16 protein-coding genes are annotated in these 19169 nt (G+C 40.7%); 10 read left to right on the forward strand and 6 right to left on the reverse strand.

Going from position 1 to position 19169, the window contains the following annotated elements; all coding sequences use genetic code 11:
• Positions 1–199 precede the first annotated feature (199 nt).
• Complete coding sequence (locus HWQ44_RS31085; RefSeq protein WP_292725959.1) at positions 200–853, reverse strand: RNA ligase family protein; 654 nt, start codon at positions 851–853, stop codon at positions 200–202.
• A gap of 175 nt (positions 854–1028) precedes the next feature.
• On the opposite strand from HWQ44_RS31085, the gene HWQ44_RS31090 reads away from it, so the two are divergent.
• From HWQ44_RS31090 to HWQ44_RS31115, 6 genes are all read left to right on the forward strand, one after another.
• Positions 1029–2312, forward strand: coding sequence for a glycosyltransferase family 2 protein (locus HWQ44_RS31090; protein ID WP_292725960.1), 1284 nt, complete (start codon positions 1029–1031; stop codon positions 2310–2312).
• Positions 2313–2398: 86 nt separating this feature from the next.
• On the forward strand, positions 2399–3691 hold the full coding sequence (locus tag HWQ44_RS31095) for an AAA family ATPase (RefSeq protein WP_292725961.1): 1293 nt from the start codon (positions 2399–2401) through the stop codon (positions 3689–3691).
• Positions 3681–4343, forward strand: coding sequence for a hypothetical protein (locus HWQ44_RS31100; protein ID WP_292725963.1), 663 nt, complete (start codon positions 3681–3683; stop codon positions 4341–4343). The genes HWQ44_RS31095 and HWQ44_RS31100 overlap by 11 nt, the downstream gene beginning before the upstream one ends.
• A gap of 24 nt (positions 4344–4367) precedes the next feature.
• The gene (locus HWQ44_RS31105; RefSeq protein WP_292725964.1) at positions 4368–6074 is read left to right on the forward strand and encodes an amidohydrolase family protein; all 1707 of its coding nucleotides are present in this window, start codon (positions 4368–4370) and stop codon (positions 6072–6074) included.
• Between the two features lie 550 nt (positions 6075–6624).
• Positions 6625–6900: a hypothetical protein gene (locus HWQ44_RS31110; RefSeq protein ID WP_292725966.1), complete on the forward strand. Its 276-nt coding sequence runs from the start codon at positions 6625–6627 to the stop codon at positions 6898–6900.
• Positions 6901–7071: 171 nt separating this feature from the next.
• Positions 7072–8640, forward strand: coding sequence for an HlyD family efflux transporter periplasmic adaptor subunit (locus tag HWQ44_RS31115; protein WP_292725968.1), 1569 nt, complete (start codon positions 7072–7074; stop codon positions 8638–8640).
• A 141-nt stretch (positions 8641–8781) separates the two neighbouring features.
• On the opposite strand, the gene HWQ44_RS31120 is transcribed toward HWQ44_RS31115, so the two are convergent.
• The gene (locus HWQ44_RS31120) at positions 8782–10920 is read right to left on the reverse strand and encodes a peptidase domain-containing ABC transporter (RefSeq protein ID WP_292725970.1); all 2139 of its coding nucleotides are present in this window, start codon (positions 10918–10920) and stop codon (positions 8782–8784) included.
• Between the two features lie 398 nt (positions 10921–11318).
• On the opposite strand from HWQ44_RS31120, the gene HWQ44_RS31125 reads away from it, so the two are divergent.
• Together HWQ44_RS31125 and HWQ44_RS31130 are read left to right on the forward strand one after the other, a co-directional pair.
• On the forward strand, positions 11319–11741 hold the full coding sequence (locus HWQ44_RS31125) for an Mpo1-like protein (protein WP_292725972.1): 423 nt from the start codon (positions 11319–11321) through the stop codon (positions 11739–11741).
• Positions 11725–12729, forward strand: coding sequence for an aromatic ring-hydroxylating dioxygenase subunit alpha (locus HWQ44_RS31130; RefSeq protein WP_292725974.1), 1005 nt, complete (start codon positions 11725–11727; stop codon positions 12727–12729). Before HWQ44_RS31125 ends, HWQ44_RS31130 begins: the two co-directional genes overlap by 17 nt.
• 80 nt (positions 12730–12809) lie before the next feature.
• Here HWQ44_RS31130 and HWQ44_RS31135 read toward each other — a convergent pair whose 3' ends face one another.
• Both HWQ44_RS31135 and HWQ44_RS31140 read right to left on the reverse strand, forming a co-directional pair.
• Positions 12810–12959, reverse strand: a complete 150-nt coding sequence (locus HWQ44_RS31135) for a hypothetical protein (protein ID WP_292725976.1) — start codon at positions 12957–12959, stop codon at positions 12810–12812.
• An 11-nt stretch (positions 12960–12970) separates the two neighbouring features.
• Entirely contained in the window at positions 12971–13732 is a 762-nt protein-coding gene (locus HWQ44_RS31140; RefSeq protein WP_292725978.1) for a class I SAM-dependent methyltransferase, read from the reverse strand.
• A 6-nt stretch (positions 13733–13738) separates the two neighbouring features.
• On the opposite strand from HWQ44_RS31140, the gene HWQ44_RS31145 reads away from it, so the two are divergent.
• Entirely contained in the window at positions 13739–14557 is an 819-nt protein-coding gene (locus tag HWQ44_RS31145; RefSeq protein ID WP_292725981.1) for a methyltransferase domain-containing protein, read from the forward strand.
• Positions 14558–14729: 172 nt separating this feature from the next.
• A complete protein-coding gene (locus HWQ44_RS31150; protein WP_292725982.1) occupies positions 14730–16994 on the forward strand; it encodes a cation:proton antiporter in 2265 nt (754 codons plus the stop codon).
• 185 nt (positions 16995–17179) lie between these two features.
• Here HWQ44_RS31150 and HWQ44_RS31155 read toward each other — a convergent pair whose 3' ends face one another.
• Both HWQ44_RS31155 and HWQ44_RS33725 read right to left on the reverse strand, forming a co-directional pair.
• Complete coding sequence (locus tag HWQ44_RS31155) at positions 17180–18412, reverse strand: GMC oxidoreductase (RefSeq protein ID WP_366931409.1); 1233 nt, start codon at positions 18410–18412, stop codon at positions 17180–17182.
• A gap of 46 nt (positions 18413–18458) precedes the next feature.
• A complete protein-coding gene (locus HWQ44_RS33725; protein WP_366931410.1) occupies positions 18459–18767 on the reverse strand; it encodes a GMC family oxidoreductase N-terminal domain-containing protein in 309 nt (102 codons plus the stop codon).
• Positions 18768–19169: the final 402 nt, after the last annotated feature.

Below are 19169 nucleotides of genomic sequence, written 5' to 3' on the forward strand. Positions count from 1 at the left end.
AAGATAATATTCTTATTCTTACTAAGTGTACCTCTTAACAGCAGGAAGCGCTGTATATAGTCGTAAAAAGGACTAAATATTTCTCTTTACTCCCCCTACCTAAGAAGGCTCATTTCACGATGATCTGACTTTTTCGCGTTGCTCCCCAAGGGAAGACGCTAAAAGCGATCTGCCTTCTGTAAGAACTGCCTCTTTCAACTTATTCCCAATATGTCTCCCAATCATCCTTGAAAGCTTGCTGTAATTTTTCCATATAAGCATACGTTTTTATTTTAACCATCCATAGGTTATTACTATTGCTGCTGCCTCCTTTACAGATAACACCTTCCGCTACACCATATTTACCTTCTCGGACATCATCAATAAATTGACTTGTTAGCTTACCACGATAAACAACCTGTGCAATATCTAAGTGACTAAAATCTTGAATAAATTGTTCGGGATTAATAATATGTTTCTCTGTTTGTACATCAAATAAAATTAGTTTTTTTTGATCATCCTTTCGATGCATTCCGGCAAACGAGTTAGTTCCAAATAACTCTGTAAACACAGTAATTTCTGGGTATTGATAATTTAAATTCTCTCTAAATAGTCTTTCTAAAGACTTGGCAAAATCTCTATTAAAAATCTCAGCAGCTTCTTCTAAACCTGGATGTGCTTTGTTGAATTGTGCAATCCCCATATCATCCAAATCAAACCGATCCCGACGTGTACCAAAGGCATACCACCCAAGCTCCGGTTCCCAAACCCAGTGGAGATTTGTACCATCATATTTCTCGAAAGCTATACAGCGCTCCCAAGGGCAATTTTTGCTATCTGGGATTTTAGGATAAACAAGTTGGACTCGTGCCATATTAATGTATTAGATTGGTCAGAAAATGTTGCTCTGATTAACATCGAAACTTTCTTGGGACAGCACTTGGTCAGATCCTATCACTTGCCTACCGAAATCGCTCGGTGCGACATCACAAGCGGTAACGTATATCATCAACCCCTAAGCCACGAACCGAAAGGATATAGCAAATAAAGTGGGAAGAAGCACTTATCAGCCCAGTAAAAATATTAGCTTTCATCGCCGTCTCAAAGCAACCATAGTAGTTTTATTAGTTTGGGGTGGCGTGAGTTTGCTGCACTGGCTACCAGAAACACAATGGTTGATGCTCGGATTAACGGCAATCCTGACTGTGCAAACGTTAAGGATGCTGTTAGCAAAACCAGCCGCGGTGGTGATAGAGAGTGAGATTTATTTACCGCCAGTCTCGATTTTAGTTCCGGCTAAAAATGAAAGTTCAGTCTTGGCTGATCTAGTTTACAGCTTATGCCAATTGAATTATCCCAGCGATTCCCTAGATATCTGGGTTGTTGATGACGGTAGTACCGATGAAACCCCCCAGGTTTTGAGGGAATTACAAACTCAATTTCCATCTTTGCAAGTTCATCGACGGGAATCAAAAGGTGGTAAATCAGGGGCTTTGAATGCGGTGTTTCCCTTTACGCAAGGGGAAATTATTCTAGTCTGCGATGCAGATGCTCAATTACCTGTCAATTTTCTCCAACAAACACTACCTCTATTTCAGAAGCAAGCGATCGGTGCAGTGCAAGTACGAAAAGCGATTTCTAATGCTAATACCAATTTCTTAACCCGTTGTCAGCAGATGGAAATGAATTGTGATAGCTTTCTACAAACCCATCGCATTGCTATTGGTGGAATGTCTGAACTACGCGGTAATGGGATGTTGGTTCGTCGGGAATTGTTAGAAAAGTGTCAAGGTTGGAATGAGAACACTGTCACTGATGATTTGGATCTTTGCTTCAAACTCTATTTAGCAGGTGCAGAAATTGAGTTTATTACAGTTTCATCAATTCAGGAAGAAGGTGTAACTACTTGGGAAAAACTTTGGAATCAACGTTGTCGTTGGGCTGAAGGTGGCTATCAGCGTTACCTAGATTATTTTCCGCAAATTCTTACTTTAGGTTGGGCAAAAGAAATTGATTTACTATTGTTTTTTCTATTACAATTTATTCTACCAATTGGACTAATACCCGACTTACTTTGGACAATATTTTATAGCCATCATCCAGTTCTGTTTCCCCTCCAGACACTACTCAGCATCATTTTGACAATTGCCTTTATGGCTGGACTTTACCAATTTAAAAATTTACGAGGATGGTCTTTGCTTTGGGCAACAATTCAAGGGTCATTATACATGGTGCATTGGATTCCTGTGATGATTGTGACAACTTCAAAGATGTGTGTGCAAACGGAGCGATCGCGCTGGGTTAAAACTGAACATCGGGGTGGAACGGCATAAAAAATTAAGCATAATGTTAAATTTATCAAATTGTCAGATAATTGGAGCAACTTGTAGGATTATTTTAGTTGAGCAGAGGGGCTTAAATGTCTAAAGTAGAAGGCTTTAGGGTAAGAAATTATAGAGTTCTTCGCGATATCACTTTGGGAAAGTTGTGGAACACACAGAATGCCAAGCCATTAACGCCAATGACGGCCGTAATCGGTAAGAATGGTGTGGGAAAAAGTACCATTTTTGACACTTTTGGTTTTCTTGCAGACTGCTTGAAAAATGGAGTAGAGGAAGCGTGCGATTCTCGTGGTCGTGGGGGTTTTGAGAGAATTCGTTCCCAAGGGCAAGAGGGAAGTATTGAGTTTGATATTTATTATAAAGAGGATGGTAATGCCCGGCCAATTACCTATGAGTTGGCGATAGATATTGACTCCTCTGGAAGACCTTATGTAAAGAGGGAAAGACTCAGACAACGAAGAAAAGGACAAAGCAAGGGACAACCTTTTTCTTTTCTAATACTCAATGAAGGTAGAGGAATTGCATGGAAAGGTGAACAAGAAGGCAAACAAGTTGAGGAAGAAAAAGGTGATTTTGATTTGTCAAAGTTAATAGAAAAAATACAGATAGGTGAAGGGGAAGAGGAAAGTAAGGAAACAGAGGTAGTTGAACTTGACGATAAGCGAAAACTGGGAATTGCAACTTTGGGATCACTCAAACAACACCCAAGAATTTCTGTATTTCGGAGATTTATTGAAGGATGGTATTTAAGCTATTTTACTCCAGATGCTGCACGAAGTTTGCCTCTGGCTGGGCCACAAAAGCATTTGAATATTCATGGCGATAATCTGGGAAATGTAGTTCAGTTTATGGAGAGAGAACATCCTAAAAAGTTTCAATCCATACTTGAAAAGATATCTAGCAAAATTCCAGGTGTCAACAAGATTAGTACCGAAAGAAGTCCAGACGGAAGACTCCTACTGCGTTTCAACGACAAGGGTTTTCAAGACCCATTTTATGCTCAAAATATGTCAGATGGAACACTTAAGGTATTCGCTTATCTCCTCTTGTTAGAAGATCCCTCACCACCACCATTTTTGTGTATTGAAGAACCAGAAAATGGACTTTACCATAAACTTTTAGAAACCCTAGCGCGAGAATTTCGGGAACACGCTACAGGTCAGAAAGGTGGATCGCAAATATTTGTAACAACACATCAGCCATATTTTGTAGATGCCCTTGAACCTGACGAGGTTTGGGTCTTGGAAAAGGGTGAGGATGGATTTGCGAAAATTAAGCGAGCTAGTGAAGATCCTCTGATCAATAACCTTGTTTCTGAAGGTTTACCTCTTGGCGGACTTTGGTACAGTGACTATTTGGATGCAAGTTGAGTATATGCACTTTGAGATACTCGTTGAGGATATTTCCGGCAAAATTGCTCTTGAGATTCTTGTCCCAAAAATTATTAACACCGAACAACACACATTTAATATCCATCATTACAAAGGAATAGGGCGTATTCCTAAAAATCTAACATCTACTTCTGATCCCAAAAAACGAATTTTGCTCGACCAGTTACCACGACTTATTCAAGGGTACGGTAAAACATTATCTTATTTCCCTGCTGTCCTCATAATCATTTGCGATCTTGATGACCGATGCCTGAGTGCTTTTCGCAAAGAACTACTTGAACTCGTAAATTATTGTAATCCTAAGCCAAAGACACAATTTTGCATCGCTATTGAGGAAGGAGAAGCATGGTACTTAGGTGATTTAGCAGCAGTGAAGGCAGCTTATCCGAGTGCAAAACAAGCAGTTCTAAATTCATATACCAACGATGAGATTTGTGGCACATGGGAGAAGTTAGCTGACGCAGTATATTCTGGTGGTCGCCAAAAGTTATCTAAACTTGCTTATCAGGCAATTGGTAAAGAGAAAGCAACTTGGGCTGAAAAAATATCTCCCCTTATGGACATTGACAATAATCAATCACCAAGTTTCTGCTATTTTCGGGATCAGCTTCGACGTTTAAGTGGGCAGTAGAGCAAGCAAGGGCAACAAACAATTATGTTAGATTTGCTGATTCAAAACGGGTTAATTTTCGATGGCTTAGGCTCTCCACCTGTTCGCGGAGATATCGGCATTCAAAACGGCCGCATTGTCACACTTGCACCCTCCTTAACTAACCCAGCGCGTGAAGTGGTTGATGCTTCTGGGTTATGGGTGACACCGGGATTTATAGATATTCATACTCATTACGATTTAGAGTTAGAAATTGCACCAGGATTGAGCGAATCAGTGCGTCATGGTGTTACCAGCGTGGTTATTGGTAACTGTAGCTTGTCTGTTGCGATCGCAGAACCCCAAATCCTGGCTGATATTTTTCAGAGGGTAGAGACACTTTCCCATCGGCTGATTGCAAAATGGCTACAAAAGTCGGTTTCCTGGCAGACACCAGCAGAATATTTACAGCATTTGCAACAGTTACCCCTTGGCCCTAATGTTGCCCCAATGTTTGGACACAGTGCCTTACGCGCTCATGTGATGGGATTAGAACGCAGTTTAACGGTTCAGCCGACAAAATTTGAACTAAATCTTATGCAGCGCATAGCCACAGATGCAATAGATGCTGGCTTTATTGGCATTTCTATTGATATGTTTCCCTGGCATCGGATGAGTGGAGAATGGCAAGGCTGTACAATTCCTTCTCAACACGCCAAATTTAAAGAATATGCAATGTTGGCAGATTTGTGTCGTCGTAGCCAACGCGTTTTTCAAGTCACACCCAATTTACACCGACTTGCTTCCTTTGTGGATATTCTGCGTATGGGTTCAGGGATTGGACAAAAACCACTGCGGCTAACTGTCCTCTCTGCTTTAGATGCCGTACACGATCGCAAACTATGGCGAATATTTTCTCCCCTACTTTTTATTTGGAATCGGCTTCTAAATGGGAATGTGCGTTTTCAAACCCTAACCGAACCCTTCACCATTTACTCTGACGGATGTGTGACTCCCTTATTTGAAGAATTTTCCACAGGCGCACAACTCAATGGTTGTCAGTCACGAGAAGAAAGACAACAACTATGGACATCGGAAATATTTCGTCGTCAGTTTCGCCAAGAATGGCTGAGTAAACGGCGTAAATCATTCCATCGTCGATTAGATTTGATGGAAGTTATTCACTGTCCCGAAGCAAATTGGCAAGGGTTAAGTTTTGCAGAAATTGCTCGTCAAAAGCAACAAGAACCAGTGGATTTATTTATCCACGCATTACAAAAATACGATACAGATTTACGTTGGGTGGCGACAGGAGCAAACGATCGCCTAAAACCCCGTTTAGCGATGATGCGGCATCCGCATATTTTGCCTGGTTTTACCGATGCTGGCGCTCATGTCCGCAACTTGGGCTACTATGATGGAGCTTTGTCTCTGCTCAAACAAGCAGTTGCAACCAAGTTCCTTTCACCTGAAGCTGCGATTTGCCGCGTTACCGGAGAACCTGCTGGTTGGTTTCGTCTGGATACGGGAGTTATCAAAGTTGGTGCCAAAGCAGATATAGTTTTACTCGATCCCAATGCTTTAAATCAGCCAATTAGCCCGCAAGTGCAGATATCAGATCCCGTTTTAGATGGTGAACCTCGGATGGTTAAGCGTGGTTCGGATGAGATTGTGCAAGGGGTTTATATTAATGGGGTTCGGGTTGTTTGTCGGGGAAAGGTGAGCGATCGCTTGGGGCGTGAAAAGTTGGGAACTGTTTTGTTTTCTGTTTGAAATATTTCACGCACAGGCGCGGAGAGAAGTTTGAGAGTTTAGCATTGAATTGCTTTTTGACAGAAGAGGGCTATCTTGCCCCTGATATTCAGCTATGCTATATCTACGCTAATTGATGCCTGCTTAGACAATCAATTTCAGGGTAAATAGGTAAAAACAACTTAGAAAGTTTGTTGATAACTTTAAAGAAATCCTGCAAGACTATAACTAATTCATGATTTTTTTATAAATATTGTTTATATATATAAACACATGAAAAATATTGTATATTGAAAAGCTTGATAATTCTAGTAATAAAGGCTATATCCCGAATGAAATTCCATATATTTACTTACTAAGATTAGTTCGGCAAAATGAGCCATATAAATACTGAATCAAGAGCAAAAAAATTGTCATGTGGAGATGCTATCTTTCAAAAGTTGGATTGTCAAGTCTGTATTTATACATTTTTTAGATTAATCTAATTAATAGCTCGAGCCAGAAACAGTATGATTTTCTGGTTCAAGAATTAACAAGTTAACTTTCGTATTTATTTTGGAGAATAACGATTATGTCTATTAACAAAAATGAAAGCCTGAAAATTGAAAACCAAGAAGAATTGTTTGAAGTCTTATCAGATGAATGCTGCGAACAATTGACAGGAGGTAAAAGTTGGTGGAAGAAAGCTATAAAAGTAGTCTCACATGCCACAATAAAAACTTTGAATAATGCAGGCAATGGAGTGACTCAGGCTGGAGGCATGACAGCACTTGGACTCTACACAGCAGGTGAGCTAGCTTTAGAAGCAACTGGAATGGTGGGAGAGGGCCAATTAGACGGAAATTAGACTAAGAAAACTTAAACAAGTTATCTACCTCATTTCTCAACTCTAGCCGAGAAATAAAGTTACTCAACTCTGCCTCCTTCAAACAATTAAAGGCAGAGCTTTTTGCTTACTACACTTCAAGTGCAACTAGAACTTTTATAACTTCTTAAAATTGTCTTCTTCTACTTAACTATGACTAATGTCGATATCTCTTTCGTCCCAAATTCTCATTCCTTCCCCAAGGTAGAAAAAGCAATACCTCAGCCAGAAGAAATTAATCTTAACTCTCTAGCTGCTGCTAGTCCAGAAGACTTTTTACCTCCGATCGGTAAATGGACAACTATTGGCGGTTTGATACTTATAGCTACCTTTGTTGCAGGCGTTACCTTTGCAAGTATCCTCAAATATAAAACTACGGTTAAAGTAGCTGCTACCATTCGTCCTGCTGGAGAACTACGCCTAGTACAAGCTCCGATGGAAGGGATAATAAAAGATATTTTAGTCAAAGGAAATCAGCAAGTTAAACAAGGAGATATCATCGCTATACTTGATGGCTCTCGCTTACAAACTAAAAAAAGTCAACTTCTTGGCAATATTCAACAAACTACAGTTCAATCAACTCAAATAACTGCTCAAATTTCTGCTTTAGATAGACAGATTCAAGCAGAAAACGAACAAACAAACCGTGCCACATCTGCTGCTCAAGCTGAATTGCAACGCACTCAAACGGATTATCGCAATAGTGAAATTAGTACCAGCACGGAAGTAGAAGAATTAGTAGCTAACTTAAAATTAGTTCAAGATGATTTAGAAACAGCCAAAGCAGAATTAAAGTCGGCTCAAGCGAATTCACTCGCAACCCAAGCTTCATTCAAAGGAGCGATCGTCAAACGCGATCGCTATAAACCGATAGTCAAATCTGGTGCGCTTTCTCAAGACGCATACGAAGAAGTAACTCTCGCAGTTCAACAACAACAACAAGCACTCTTGTCTCAATTGGCAATAGTAGAAGCTCACAAGCAAACTGTAGAAAAGCAACAAAGAGCTGTTGAAGCAGCCCAAGCAAGGCTAAAAAAAGCTAAAACTACCCTTAACTCTACAGCAGGAGTGGCGATCGCTCGTGAAAGAATTGCTCAAGAAAAAGCTAGAGGAGAAGCAACTTTATCTAGACTCCAGCAAGAAAGAGAACAGCTTATTCAACGACGAACAGAATTAGAAAATCAATTAAACAGCTACCAAAAAGAACTCAAACAAATAGAAATTGAACTTCAAAATATCATAATTCGTGCTTCTGCCTCTGGCACAATAGCACAACTCAATCTACGAAATATCTCCCAAGTCATTAGTTCTGGACAGATGATTGCCCAAATTGCTCCTAGTGAAGCACCATTGGAAATCAAAGCCGATATTCCTGCTGAGGAAATCAGTAAAATTCGGCTGGGACAAAAAGTATATATGCGCGTATCTGCTTGTCCCTATCCTGACTATGGTTCTTTACAAGGAACAGTGAGCAGCATTTCTCCAGATGCAATAGAACCTCAATCTAATTTAAATTCTTCTAACTCTTCTTTCGGGATGGGACAAATTTCACAAACAGGTAGTTACAAGGTGAATATTAAACCAGAAAACTATGTATTGAAGATTGCAGAAAAAGAATGTACTATCCAATTAGGAATGGAAGGAAGCGCTGATATTATCTCTAAAGAGGAAACTGCATTGCAATTTATTTTGAGAAAAGCAAGATTAATAACCAATATATGATGGGTATATAGCCTTTCCTAGTCTGCTGAGGTACAAATCTCTGCGTACCTCTGCGCTTTACTTTGCGTCCCTTTGCGTTTCAAAATATTATCTCTACCTCACATAACTGAGAATCGCTATAAAAACTTTTACTTCAGAATATTAGGGAGTTAAAAATTTCAAGTGCTGACCGGGTAGCTGACGTAACTCATTGGGAGTACCAGTCAGCTTTAACTCTCCTGTTTCTAGCAAAACAATGAAATCAGCCCGCTCAATTACTCTAGGGCGGTGACTAATCATAATAGTTGTTTGACCCTGACGATCTGCTAATAAATTATCTAAAACTTTAGTTTCTAATGCTGGGTCTAAAGCGCCTGTAGACTCATCTAATATTAACACTGGTGGATTAGTAACAATTGCCCTAGCTATTGCTAATCTTTGCTTCTGTCCTCCAGAAATATTTGCACCAAATTCTCCTAAGACAGTTTGATATTTATCAGGTAAATTGCTAATAAATTCGTCTGCGCCAGCTATCTGACAAGCTTTCACGATTTGTTCAAAATTAACTGAAGGATAGGCAAAATGGAAATTCTCAATAATTGAACGACTCCAAAAGTGCGGTTCTTGAGGAATCAATATTATTTGTTGACGGCGACAGTCTAAAGATATATCTTGCTGATTATAATTTCCATAACGAATATTACCAGATTGCAAATCATATAATCCCGCTATTAACTTAACTAAAGTACTTTTTCCACAACCTGATTGTCCGATTAAGGCTGTTACTTTTCCTCCAGGAATGATAAGAGAGAAATCTTTTAATAAATTAACTCTACCTTGATGATGAAAATTCAGGTTAGTACAAACAATATCTGTATTAACAGTGATTTCCGCCCAAGGTTTTTTACACTCTTTCTCATCTTCTGTTGTAGCATCTAGGACTTCTGTGAGGCGTTGAATTACTACTTGAGCAGTAATAAATTCATTAACTAAGCCGACCACCGAACTCAAAAACCCTAAAAAATTTCCACTCATGCCGTTAAAAGCAAGTAATTGACCTATACTTAGAGTGCGATTAATTACAAAGTAGCTGCCTAACCAAAGTAAACCAATATTTGTCAAACTATTGAATAGAGTTGTAACGGTGGTACTGTAAAACCCTAGCTTCATAGTACTCCACTTGAAATTAGCGAGGCGACCGTAATTAGCTTGATACTCTTCCCAAGCTTGAGGAGTACCTTGGGTAGTCTTAAGTATTTGGATACCGCGAAAAGTTTCTACAAGAAAACCTTGAATTTCTGTATTTAAAATAATAGAATCACGGGTTTTTTGTCGTAAAGCTGGTAAGAATAGCCAATTAATACCTATAACTATCATAAAGACAAATAAGGAAGCTAAAGAAAGCTGCCAACTATAAAAAATCATGATTCCCAAAGAGATGACAGCGATAAAAAATTGACTGGGTAAACCCAAAACTATTTGAGAAACTAAATTATGAACTCTTTCTATATCATCAATGCGGCTAACAACTTCTCCACTGCGACGGGCTTCAAAATAAGATAAGGGTAAGCGGAGGAGTTTATACCCGTAATCTAGAATTAATCCCAACTCTAGCCTTTGAGCATATTGTCCTACTAAGTGAGATTGAACAATCCCAATAGCAGCTTGAAAAATATTTAAAGTAATAACCGCAATGGCTACGGTAGTTAATAGCTGTATATCTCCCCTCACCAAAACATCATCTGTAAGGAGCTGCATCATTAAAGGATAAGCTAGAGAAAGAAGTCCAACTACAATATTGATTGCGATCGCTTCTGCAAGGATTTTGCTATAGGGTAAAACTCTTTTGAGGAAACGTCCAAAACCGTCTATTTTATCCGATCCCTGTTGATAAAAACGAGTTTCATCTGGAGTTAATAACAGCATTACACCATTCGCCCAGCCCTCTAATAACTCTTGACGGTTGAGCTTACGAATACCTACTGCTGGGTCGGCAATAACATATTTATTATCTTTTTGTGCGTACAATACAACCCAGTGATATCCTTTCCAGTGAATGATGGCAGGGAGAGAAATTCTATCCAAGCGTTCTATTAATTCAGGTGTTGCTCTCACTGGACGGGCATTAAAACCCAAGTTTTCCGCCCCTCGTCTTAAACTAAGCAGAGTAGTACCTTGCTTACCTGTACCTACTAATTCCCGCATTTTGTTGATGCCGAAGGTTCTACCGTAGTGTTGTGCTATGGTTGCAAGGCAAGCAGCACCACAATCTTCTTCACTGTGTTGTAAAACCGCTTTCATGACAGAAAAATACCCAATTTTTTACTTTATGTTTCCCAATTGGGTTCTGAAATTAACACAACGCTTCCCCTAATTACCACTGCTATACGCACTTTCAATGCCTGCTTTGGACTCGGACATTATTTCTAGAGCCGAACTGCTACAATAAACCATCCCGACTTGACAACTGTCGGTAGCAAAAAATTTTCTTTGATTCTTATGAGTGAAAAACTCCAAACCGAAAAAGATCAGCTACAGGCAAGCACTAGTATAAAGATAAATAAAGAAACAGAAAACGAAAAAGTTCTATGTTCTCATTGCCAGCGTACTGCTACGAACGGTATTAAATGTAAAGGTATTTGTGTGGCTGACAATGACTATTAAGGTATAAATTATATTTATTTCTCATCCACTCTCTTATGATTAATATCAATTTTAATCCTAAACAAAAGGTAAGAAATCGAATTAATAATCAAATTCTGGATCATCCTTTTACAGATTATTGGGATATTTTTCTTCTTAAACATCAGCATCCAATTAATATTACTTTACACATTCTGGGAATATTATTTTTTTATAGTTTACTCTTTTGTGCTTGGGAGTTGCAAAACTTTTGGTTACTTTTAGGTTTACCTCTGACTCAGTTGCTAGGATTAACTGGACATTTTTTATTTGAGCGTAGCCATATCGATTTACAAGATGCTGTTTTCTCTTGGCGGGCTTCTTACTGTTTGGGTAAAATGTTAATCAGGATTTTAATTGGTAAATATCGAGATGATATTAGCCAACGGCACGAAAAATTAAATAATTATCTATCAAACAATTATGCAAATATTCAATAATTGGAATGTAATTGCTAAAGGTTGGTATATTGCCTGTCCTAGTCATGAAATCCCTAAAAAAACAGCAAAATCTGTAGAAATATGCGGTCATAAAATTGCCATTTTTAGAGGTGAAGATGGGCAAGTGCGGGCTTTGGATGCTTATTGTCCTCATTTGGGAACAGATTTAGGAATTGGGAAAGTTGATGGTAATTGGATTCGTTGTACATTTCATCATTGGGCATTTGATGAAACAGGGGTTTGTCAAAATATTCCTTGTCAATCAGAAATTCCTACTCAAGCTAAATTACAAGTTTATGCGACAGAGGAAAAGTATGGATTTGTCTGGATTTATCCAGATGCTAAAGCACCAGAAGGAGTGGCTGATTTTGATGAATTAAAGAGTAAACAAATTCTTACACAAACTGATATGGCATTTGAAAGAAGTTGCCATCATCATATTTGTATGATGAATGGGATTGATGCTCAACATTTAAAAACAATTCATCATTTAGACATAAAAATGGAACTGTCGCTACATCGTAGCGAATTAGGCACACAAATAGACTTTACAATGCGGGGAAAATTCACTCAAACTACTTGGAAAGAAAGATTAAGTCAAAGATTTATTGGTTCTATATATCAGTATTCAATGCGTTATGCTCATGGTTGCATTGGTCTGTTAACAATGATGAAAGATGTCCGGCTTTTTCCCCCACTGTATATGATATATGCTTATACTCCAATTGCACCTGGAAGAACGATAATTCAACCGATTTATGTAACTGAAAAACGTCAAGGTATTGTGGGATATCTGTTAAGTCAGTTTTTGCTATTCTGTACTCGCTTGGCTTACTATATGCTCAGAGATGAAGATGGCAAAATTTACGACAATATTCGCTTTAATCCGAAGTTGCTCCTTAGCATTGATCAGCCATTAGCTGAATATATGGAGTATGTAAACCAGCTAGAACCGTCTCGATGGTCAAAAAATAGGGGTGCAGAATAGTAGGTTTGGTTTCGCTTAAGCTCAACCCAACAAACCCTGCAAATTGTTGGGTTTCGTTCCTCAACCCAACGTACAAATTTTTATTTTTTAGCCTTAACCGAGTAATATTGAGTGAGGCGATCGCCATTCTCTGAGGAATTCGTTGCTTGAGTGATAGGTTGACCATGATTTTCTGCTCTGGCAAGGAGTCTTACTTTATTATGGGTTGGGACATATTTTTCTTGTGACATACCGCCCAAGCTCATTTTGTCAAGAAATCGCTAGAATCAGGTTTCTCAAACACCATTAAATGCTGTTGAGGTAACAAGTTTTTAGTTTCACGCCAAACTAAACCAACAGCTTGCATTTCTTGGCGGACTTGCTTTTGAGTCATTTTGTGCAGACGTTTGATCATAATAAAGGGATTTTCAGCCCGATACTCAACCAAAACCACTCGACCACCTGGTTTAAGTGCTTTCACAATTCCTTGCATCACTTCTTGGGGATACTCAAGTTCATGGTAAGTATCCACCATCAATGCCAAATCAATACTTTCAGATGGTAAGTTGGGGTCGCTAAGGGTTGCTAAAACAGTCTCAACATTGGTGAGATTTTTCTCTTTTTTGAACAAATCAATGATTTCTAACATTTCTGGCTGAACATCTACAGCCAACACCTTACCTGCTGTTAATAGCGGCGCGATACGAAAGCTTAAGTAACCTGTCCCAGCGCCAATATCCGCCACTACATCATTAGGTTTCAGATTGAGGGCGTTAACTACCTTACTTGGCTGTTCCTCTCCCTCTCGACTTGGACGTTCTAGCCAGCCAGCGCCGGTGTATCCCATCACCTTGGCGATTTCGCGCCCCATGTAATATTTGCCGATACCATCTGGACTGTGGATTATCCGTTGTTCGTAAACAGTGGTGGATAAAGTCGCGGCTTGTGCTGTCAGGGTTGGATTCAGCAGCAAGCAACTCAACATCACAACAAGAGTTACTATAAAGTGGAGAAAATTTAACATTTGGTTATGACTGATCTAGATAATTATAAGCAGCAACTAAGAGAATTTTATGGTAGTAGAACAACTTATGACCATGAAGAAGGTACTCGCCATCCTCTAGAAGCCAAACTTTTACTTGAATTTGTTCCACTACATTCGGGACAGAAAATTCTTGATGTGGCGACTGGAACAGGTTTACTTGCGATTGCTGCTGCTGAAAAAGTTGGTTCAGAGGGTTATGTAGTTGGGATTGATATGACCCCTGAAATGTTGCATCAAGCAAGACAAAAGATTACCGCAGCAAAGTTACAAAATATTGAGTTGATTGAGGCAGATGCCGAATATTTCAACTTTAGTGATAGTAGTTTTGATGTTGTCTTTTGCTGTGAGGCAATTGTACTTTTTCCTGATATACTTGCTACTTTGCAAAAGTGGTACGGCTACTTGAAAACAGGAGGGTATGTGGCATTTACCTGTCCTCCCGAAACTGCTTTTATGGCCTCTCTTCAGCAGAGGATTTGCGCTAGAGTTTTGGGTGTATCGCTACCACATATCCTTGAACCACTGGGAACTCCAGAAAAATGTCGGAAATTGCTTGATCGGGCAGGTTTTAGAGATATCGAAATTAAGATTGAGCCATCAGGACGTTATCGGCCTCTAAGTGATAACAAATTATCTGAGACAGTAATTAATATAAATTTTAAAGGTAATCCCCTGTTGTCAAAATTATCACAAGAACAATTAAATCAATTGCAAGTTGAGTACAAAGCAGAAATTGAGAAACTAGCAACCGATCAAGGTATTTGGATAGACACTACAAAGTTGTTTGTTCGCGCTCGAAAATAAGTTGATCAGCTTTGCTCCTGAACTTACAATTTAGGGCGATCGCAGATGATAATCTTGCGATTAATAATGACAATGACAGTTTAATCTCCTAGACCGATGTGCAAGTAAACATTTTCAGGATTTACTTGAACAGCCCCTTGAAAAATTTGTAATCCAACCTTTGGACACTTATATGCAAAACCTGTCCCTAATATTAGTACCTGTACTCGCTGCCCAGAAAGCAGCAGGTGACGGTTTAATTAAACCTCTCGGTCATCACGAGCTGCTGTTGGTGCTAGTGCAACTGTCACTATTGCTTCTCGTAGCGCGGGGATTAGGTGAGTTGATGCGCCGGATTAACCTACCACCTGTTGTTGGAGAATTACTGGCGGGTGTGCTGCTTGGCCCTTCTTTATTTGGTTTGCTCCTTCCCGATTTACAGGCGCACATCTTTCCCAAAAGTCAAGAACAGTCTAATTTACTTTCGGTGATTTCTTGGTTAGGCGTGTTATTTTTGCTGATTGTGACTGGGTTGGAGACGGATCTCAAGCTGATTCTTCGTAAGGGTAAAACGGCTCTTTTGATTTCACTGGGCGGAATTATTATCCCCTTTATCACTGGATTTGGGCTGGGCTGGCTATTGCCAGATAGTTTTTTAGCCGACCCAGAAAAGCGATTGGTATTTAGTTTATTTATCGCCACAGCAATGAGTATTTCGGCAGTCCCAGTGATTGCAAAGGTGCTGATGGACTTAAACCTGATTCGCCGTGACATTGGTCAAGTTACCTTAGCCGCTGGGATGACTGACGACACCATCGGCTGGATTTTACTTTCTGTGGTTTCAGGTTTAGCTAGTAGCGGCAAATTTGACCTGGGGACAATTTTCCATTCTGTGAGTGCGGCCATATTATTTTTAGCGATCGCTTTTACAATTGGGCGTACCATTGTAGACCAGATTTTGCGTTGGGTTGATGACTATGTTGGTGGAATCGCCGCTAGTATGTCGGTTGTGCTGATTCTTGCGCTCTCGGCAGCAGCACTTACCCACGGATTAGGTCTAGAAGCGGCATTAGGTGCTTTTGTAATGGGGATTCTAGCAGGTCAATCCCGCCGCTTTAGCAATGAAGCTGGACACATGCTAGAAGTCTTCACAGCGGCCTTTTTAGCGCCAATTTTCTTTGCTTCAGCCGGCTTGAAAGTTAATTTGCTAGCTCTGTTAGTCCCTCAAACGTTGATATTTGGCTTGATTGTTCTCGCTGTCGCTTGTGTTGGCAAATTTACAGGTGCTTACCTTGGTTCTCGTGCGGGCGGCTTGAGTCATTGGGAAGGTTTGGCGATGGGTTCCGGGATGAATGCTCGCGGGGCGATGGAAATTGTCGTTGCCACCATTGGTTTATCTTTGGGAGTGCTGAATCCCCAGATGTACTCGATTATTGTCATGGTAGCGATCGTCACTTCCCTAATGGCTCCACCCCTACTGCGATGGACTTTATCAAAAGTGGTTATGGGTGAAGAGGAAGCTCGACGTTTGGAACAAGAAGAACAGGATAGCCGCAGTTTTATCAAGCAGATTCAGCGTGTCTTAATACCTACTAGCGGTGGCCCCAACATCCAACTCGCGGCGCAACTAGTCGGTTATATGGCTCACCAAAACTCCATAGAAGTTACATCTCTATATGCCCTGAGTGATAAGCAACCTCAAAGCAAAGCCCGCCGGATGGAGGCAACCCAGCTTAAAGACAGTGCCGCGGAGCAAGCTCTGGCTTCTGTCACAGAGGAAATGCAGCTACCTGCTGATACCACCCTGCAAACAAAAACGGAGTCTGGGCGTAATAAAGCAGAGGTAATTCTGAATGAAGCAAAGAAAAACTATGACTTGATTGTACTGGGAGCTTCGGAACAGATAAGCCCTCAGAAAGCATTGTTCAATTTGCTTGTTGACCGGGTTGTCCAAGAAGCGCCTTGTGCAACGATGGTGGTAAAGTCACACCTACCCCAACCTCAAGGCGAGATATGCAAAATCCCTCAACAACAACTGAAAAAGATTCTGGTGCCAACTGTGGGGACAGAATATAGCAAAAATGCCGTAGAGATGGCAAGTACGATTGCAGCTCAAACCGGGGCATTAGTGATGATCGTTAACGTGATAAATTTGCCACAGGTTGAGTATATTCTTTACGAACAGCGATCGCTAGCTCCAGTCAAGGAAATTGCTCACGATATGCTTGAACAGCAAGCAGCAATTGGCCGCAATCTGGGTGCTGATGTCAAAACCTATATTCTTCAAGGAACCAGCCCAGAAAGGGAAATCCTCAAGTTTGCCAAAACCCAAGAAGTTGACCTAATTATTCTAGGAAGTAATATCCGAATGGTTACGGGTCGCGTTTTCTTTGGTCATAGAGTCGATACAATTTTGAGTAAAGCTCATTGCCCAGTAGCAGTAATTACTGTGCCATAGTCGTTCTAAGCTTAGATGCATTTAGGCAACTTTATCGTTTGTGCATAATGCTCGAAGACGAGGTAAAGCTTTGCTTTGAGGCCTCCTTGAGTCTTTTCAAAAGCTAGATCCCTGGAATCCCGGTTGAGCTTTTCCTGAATCTCTGTTTTGTGAATCATCGTTATCTTTAGGCGATCGCGCGCGAGTTAGTTTGCAATTGCTGAAGCTACTTGCGATGAAACGCTACCTGCGGCTTTAATTAAATCAGCTCCTTTCTCGCCGATCATAATTGTGGGCGCGTTCGTATTGCCCCCGACCAGAGTTGGCATGATCGATGCATCAACAACCCGCAACCCAGTAACACCGCGTACCCGGAGTTCGGGATCAACAACCGCCATTGGGTCAGTTCCCATTTTGCAAGTGCCGACAGGATGATACCCCGTAACACAAAATTCCCGGATGTAAGCTTCGAGTGCTTCATCGCTAATCACGTCAGCACCGGGACTGATTTCCTCACCTCGAAACTGATCAAAGGTACTTGTATAAAATAATTTACGCATTATTTTAATCCCAGCAACTAGCTTTTGCACATCGGATTGACTTTGTAGAAAGTTCATCTGAATAATTGGTGGGTCTTTGGGGTCAGGCGAGGACAAACTGACACTCCCAATGTTTTGGGGATGAGTCAAACTGACTGTAACAGTGAATCCCAAACCAGAGAGGGTTTTGCCAGGAGATATCCACAGAATGCTACCGAAGAAAAACTGTAAATCTGGCGTGGCATCCAGATTACCTTCGGTATGCAAAAACAATCCGGCTTCAGCGTTACCATTACTGCTAATTGCCGGGTCTAACCCAGCAATTACCTCGTGTGCCACAGGACTGGTAATTATCTGGTGTGCCACAGGAACGAGAGAGTGGTCTTGGAGGTTTTGACCGACACCTGGCAAATCAACGACGACAGGAATCTCCATTGCTTGCAGGTGTTCTGCATCACCAATGCCGGACAGCATCAGCAGCTTGGGCGAGTCGAATGCACCAGCACTTAAAATCACTTCTTTGTTAACCCTGGCTTGGTGCAGCGTTCCCTCGTGCATATATTCCACCCCAATGGTGCGGGTTCCCTCAAACAATAACCGAGTCACTAACGCTCCTGTTGTTATTGTTAAATTAGGACGCTTGAGAATTGGCAGCAGGAATGCAGCAGCAGCACTGTGACGTTTACCATCCTTGACCGTCAACTGATAAATTCCCGCACCTGATTGCTGTATCCCATTGAAATCAGGATTGTGGTTATATCCGATTGCTACGGCTGCTTCTACAAATCGTTGGGATGCCACAGTAGGGGCTTGAATATCGGTGACGCTCCACTCACCATCAACCCCGTGGTATACGTCGGCACCGCGTTGCTGGTTCTCAGATTTCTTGAAATAGGGCAATATATCTTGGTAACTCCAACCAGGATTCCCCAATGACTGCCAGTGGTCATAATCGTGATGATTGCCCCGGATAATAAATCATGGAATTAATCGAACTGCTGCCACCCAAGACTTTGCCACGGGGACAAAAGATTTTGCGGTTATTCAGGTAGGGTTCTGGTTCAGAGAAATATCCCCAGTCCAGCTCTGAGCCGGGTAGGTTGGGGGATGACAACGGGATTTGAATCTCTGGTTTAGTATCTGGGTTGCCAGCTTCGAGTAATAACACGGTTCTTTCACTATCTTGTGTCATCCGGTTGGCAACAACGCAGCCTGCCGAACCCGCACCAATCACAATATAGTCATATTGAGTCATCACATCCTCGCTTGTAAATTCAACTACTTCAAGAGCTGCAACTTAAAGATTGGTTAAAGCTTGAAGTTTAAGAATCTGACTGTTGCATTACGACCAACACAGAGATTCAGCATGAATCTCTGACGCTAATTTTTCTACTTATTGTGCAAAATTTGGGTCAGATTTCATTATCTCTTGTAAGTAACCAACTACCTGATCTAAATTAGCCCTTGACCCTTTTTCTGCCTCTACTAAAGCTGTTACTGCCTCTTGCTTACCTCGAAGCTTGTCAAATACTTGTCACGTAGCGCTTTTATCTTTGTTAGAGTTGCTTGTGTCAGCTTCTCATATCATGTCCGGCCAGATGCATTAACAATGCAAGCCGATGCGTTAACAATGCAGAGTATTGCCTTTCTTTAATTC

This window comes from Nostoc sp. JL34 (genome assembly GCF_017114945.1).
In the GTDB taxonomy this organism is placed as follows: Bacteria; Cyanobacteriota; Cyanobacteriia; order Cyanobacteriales; family Nostocaceae; genus Nostoc.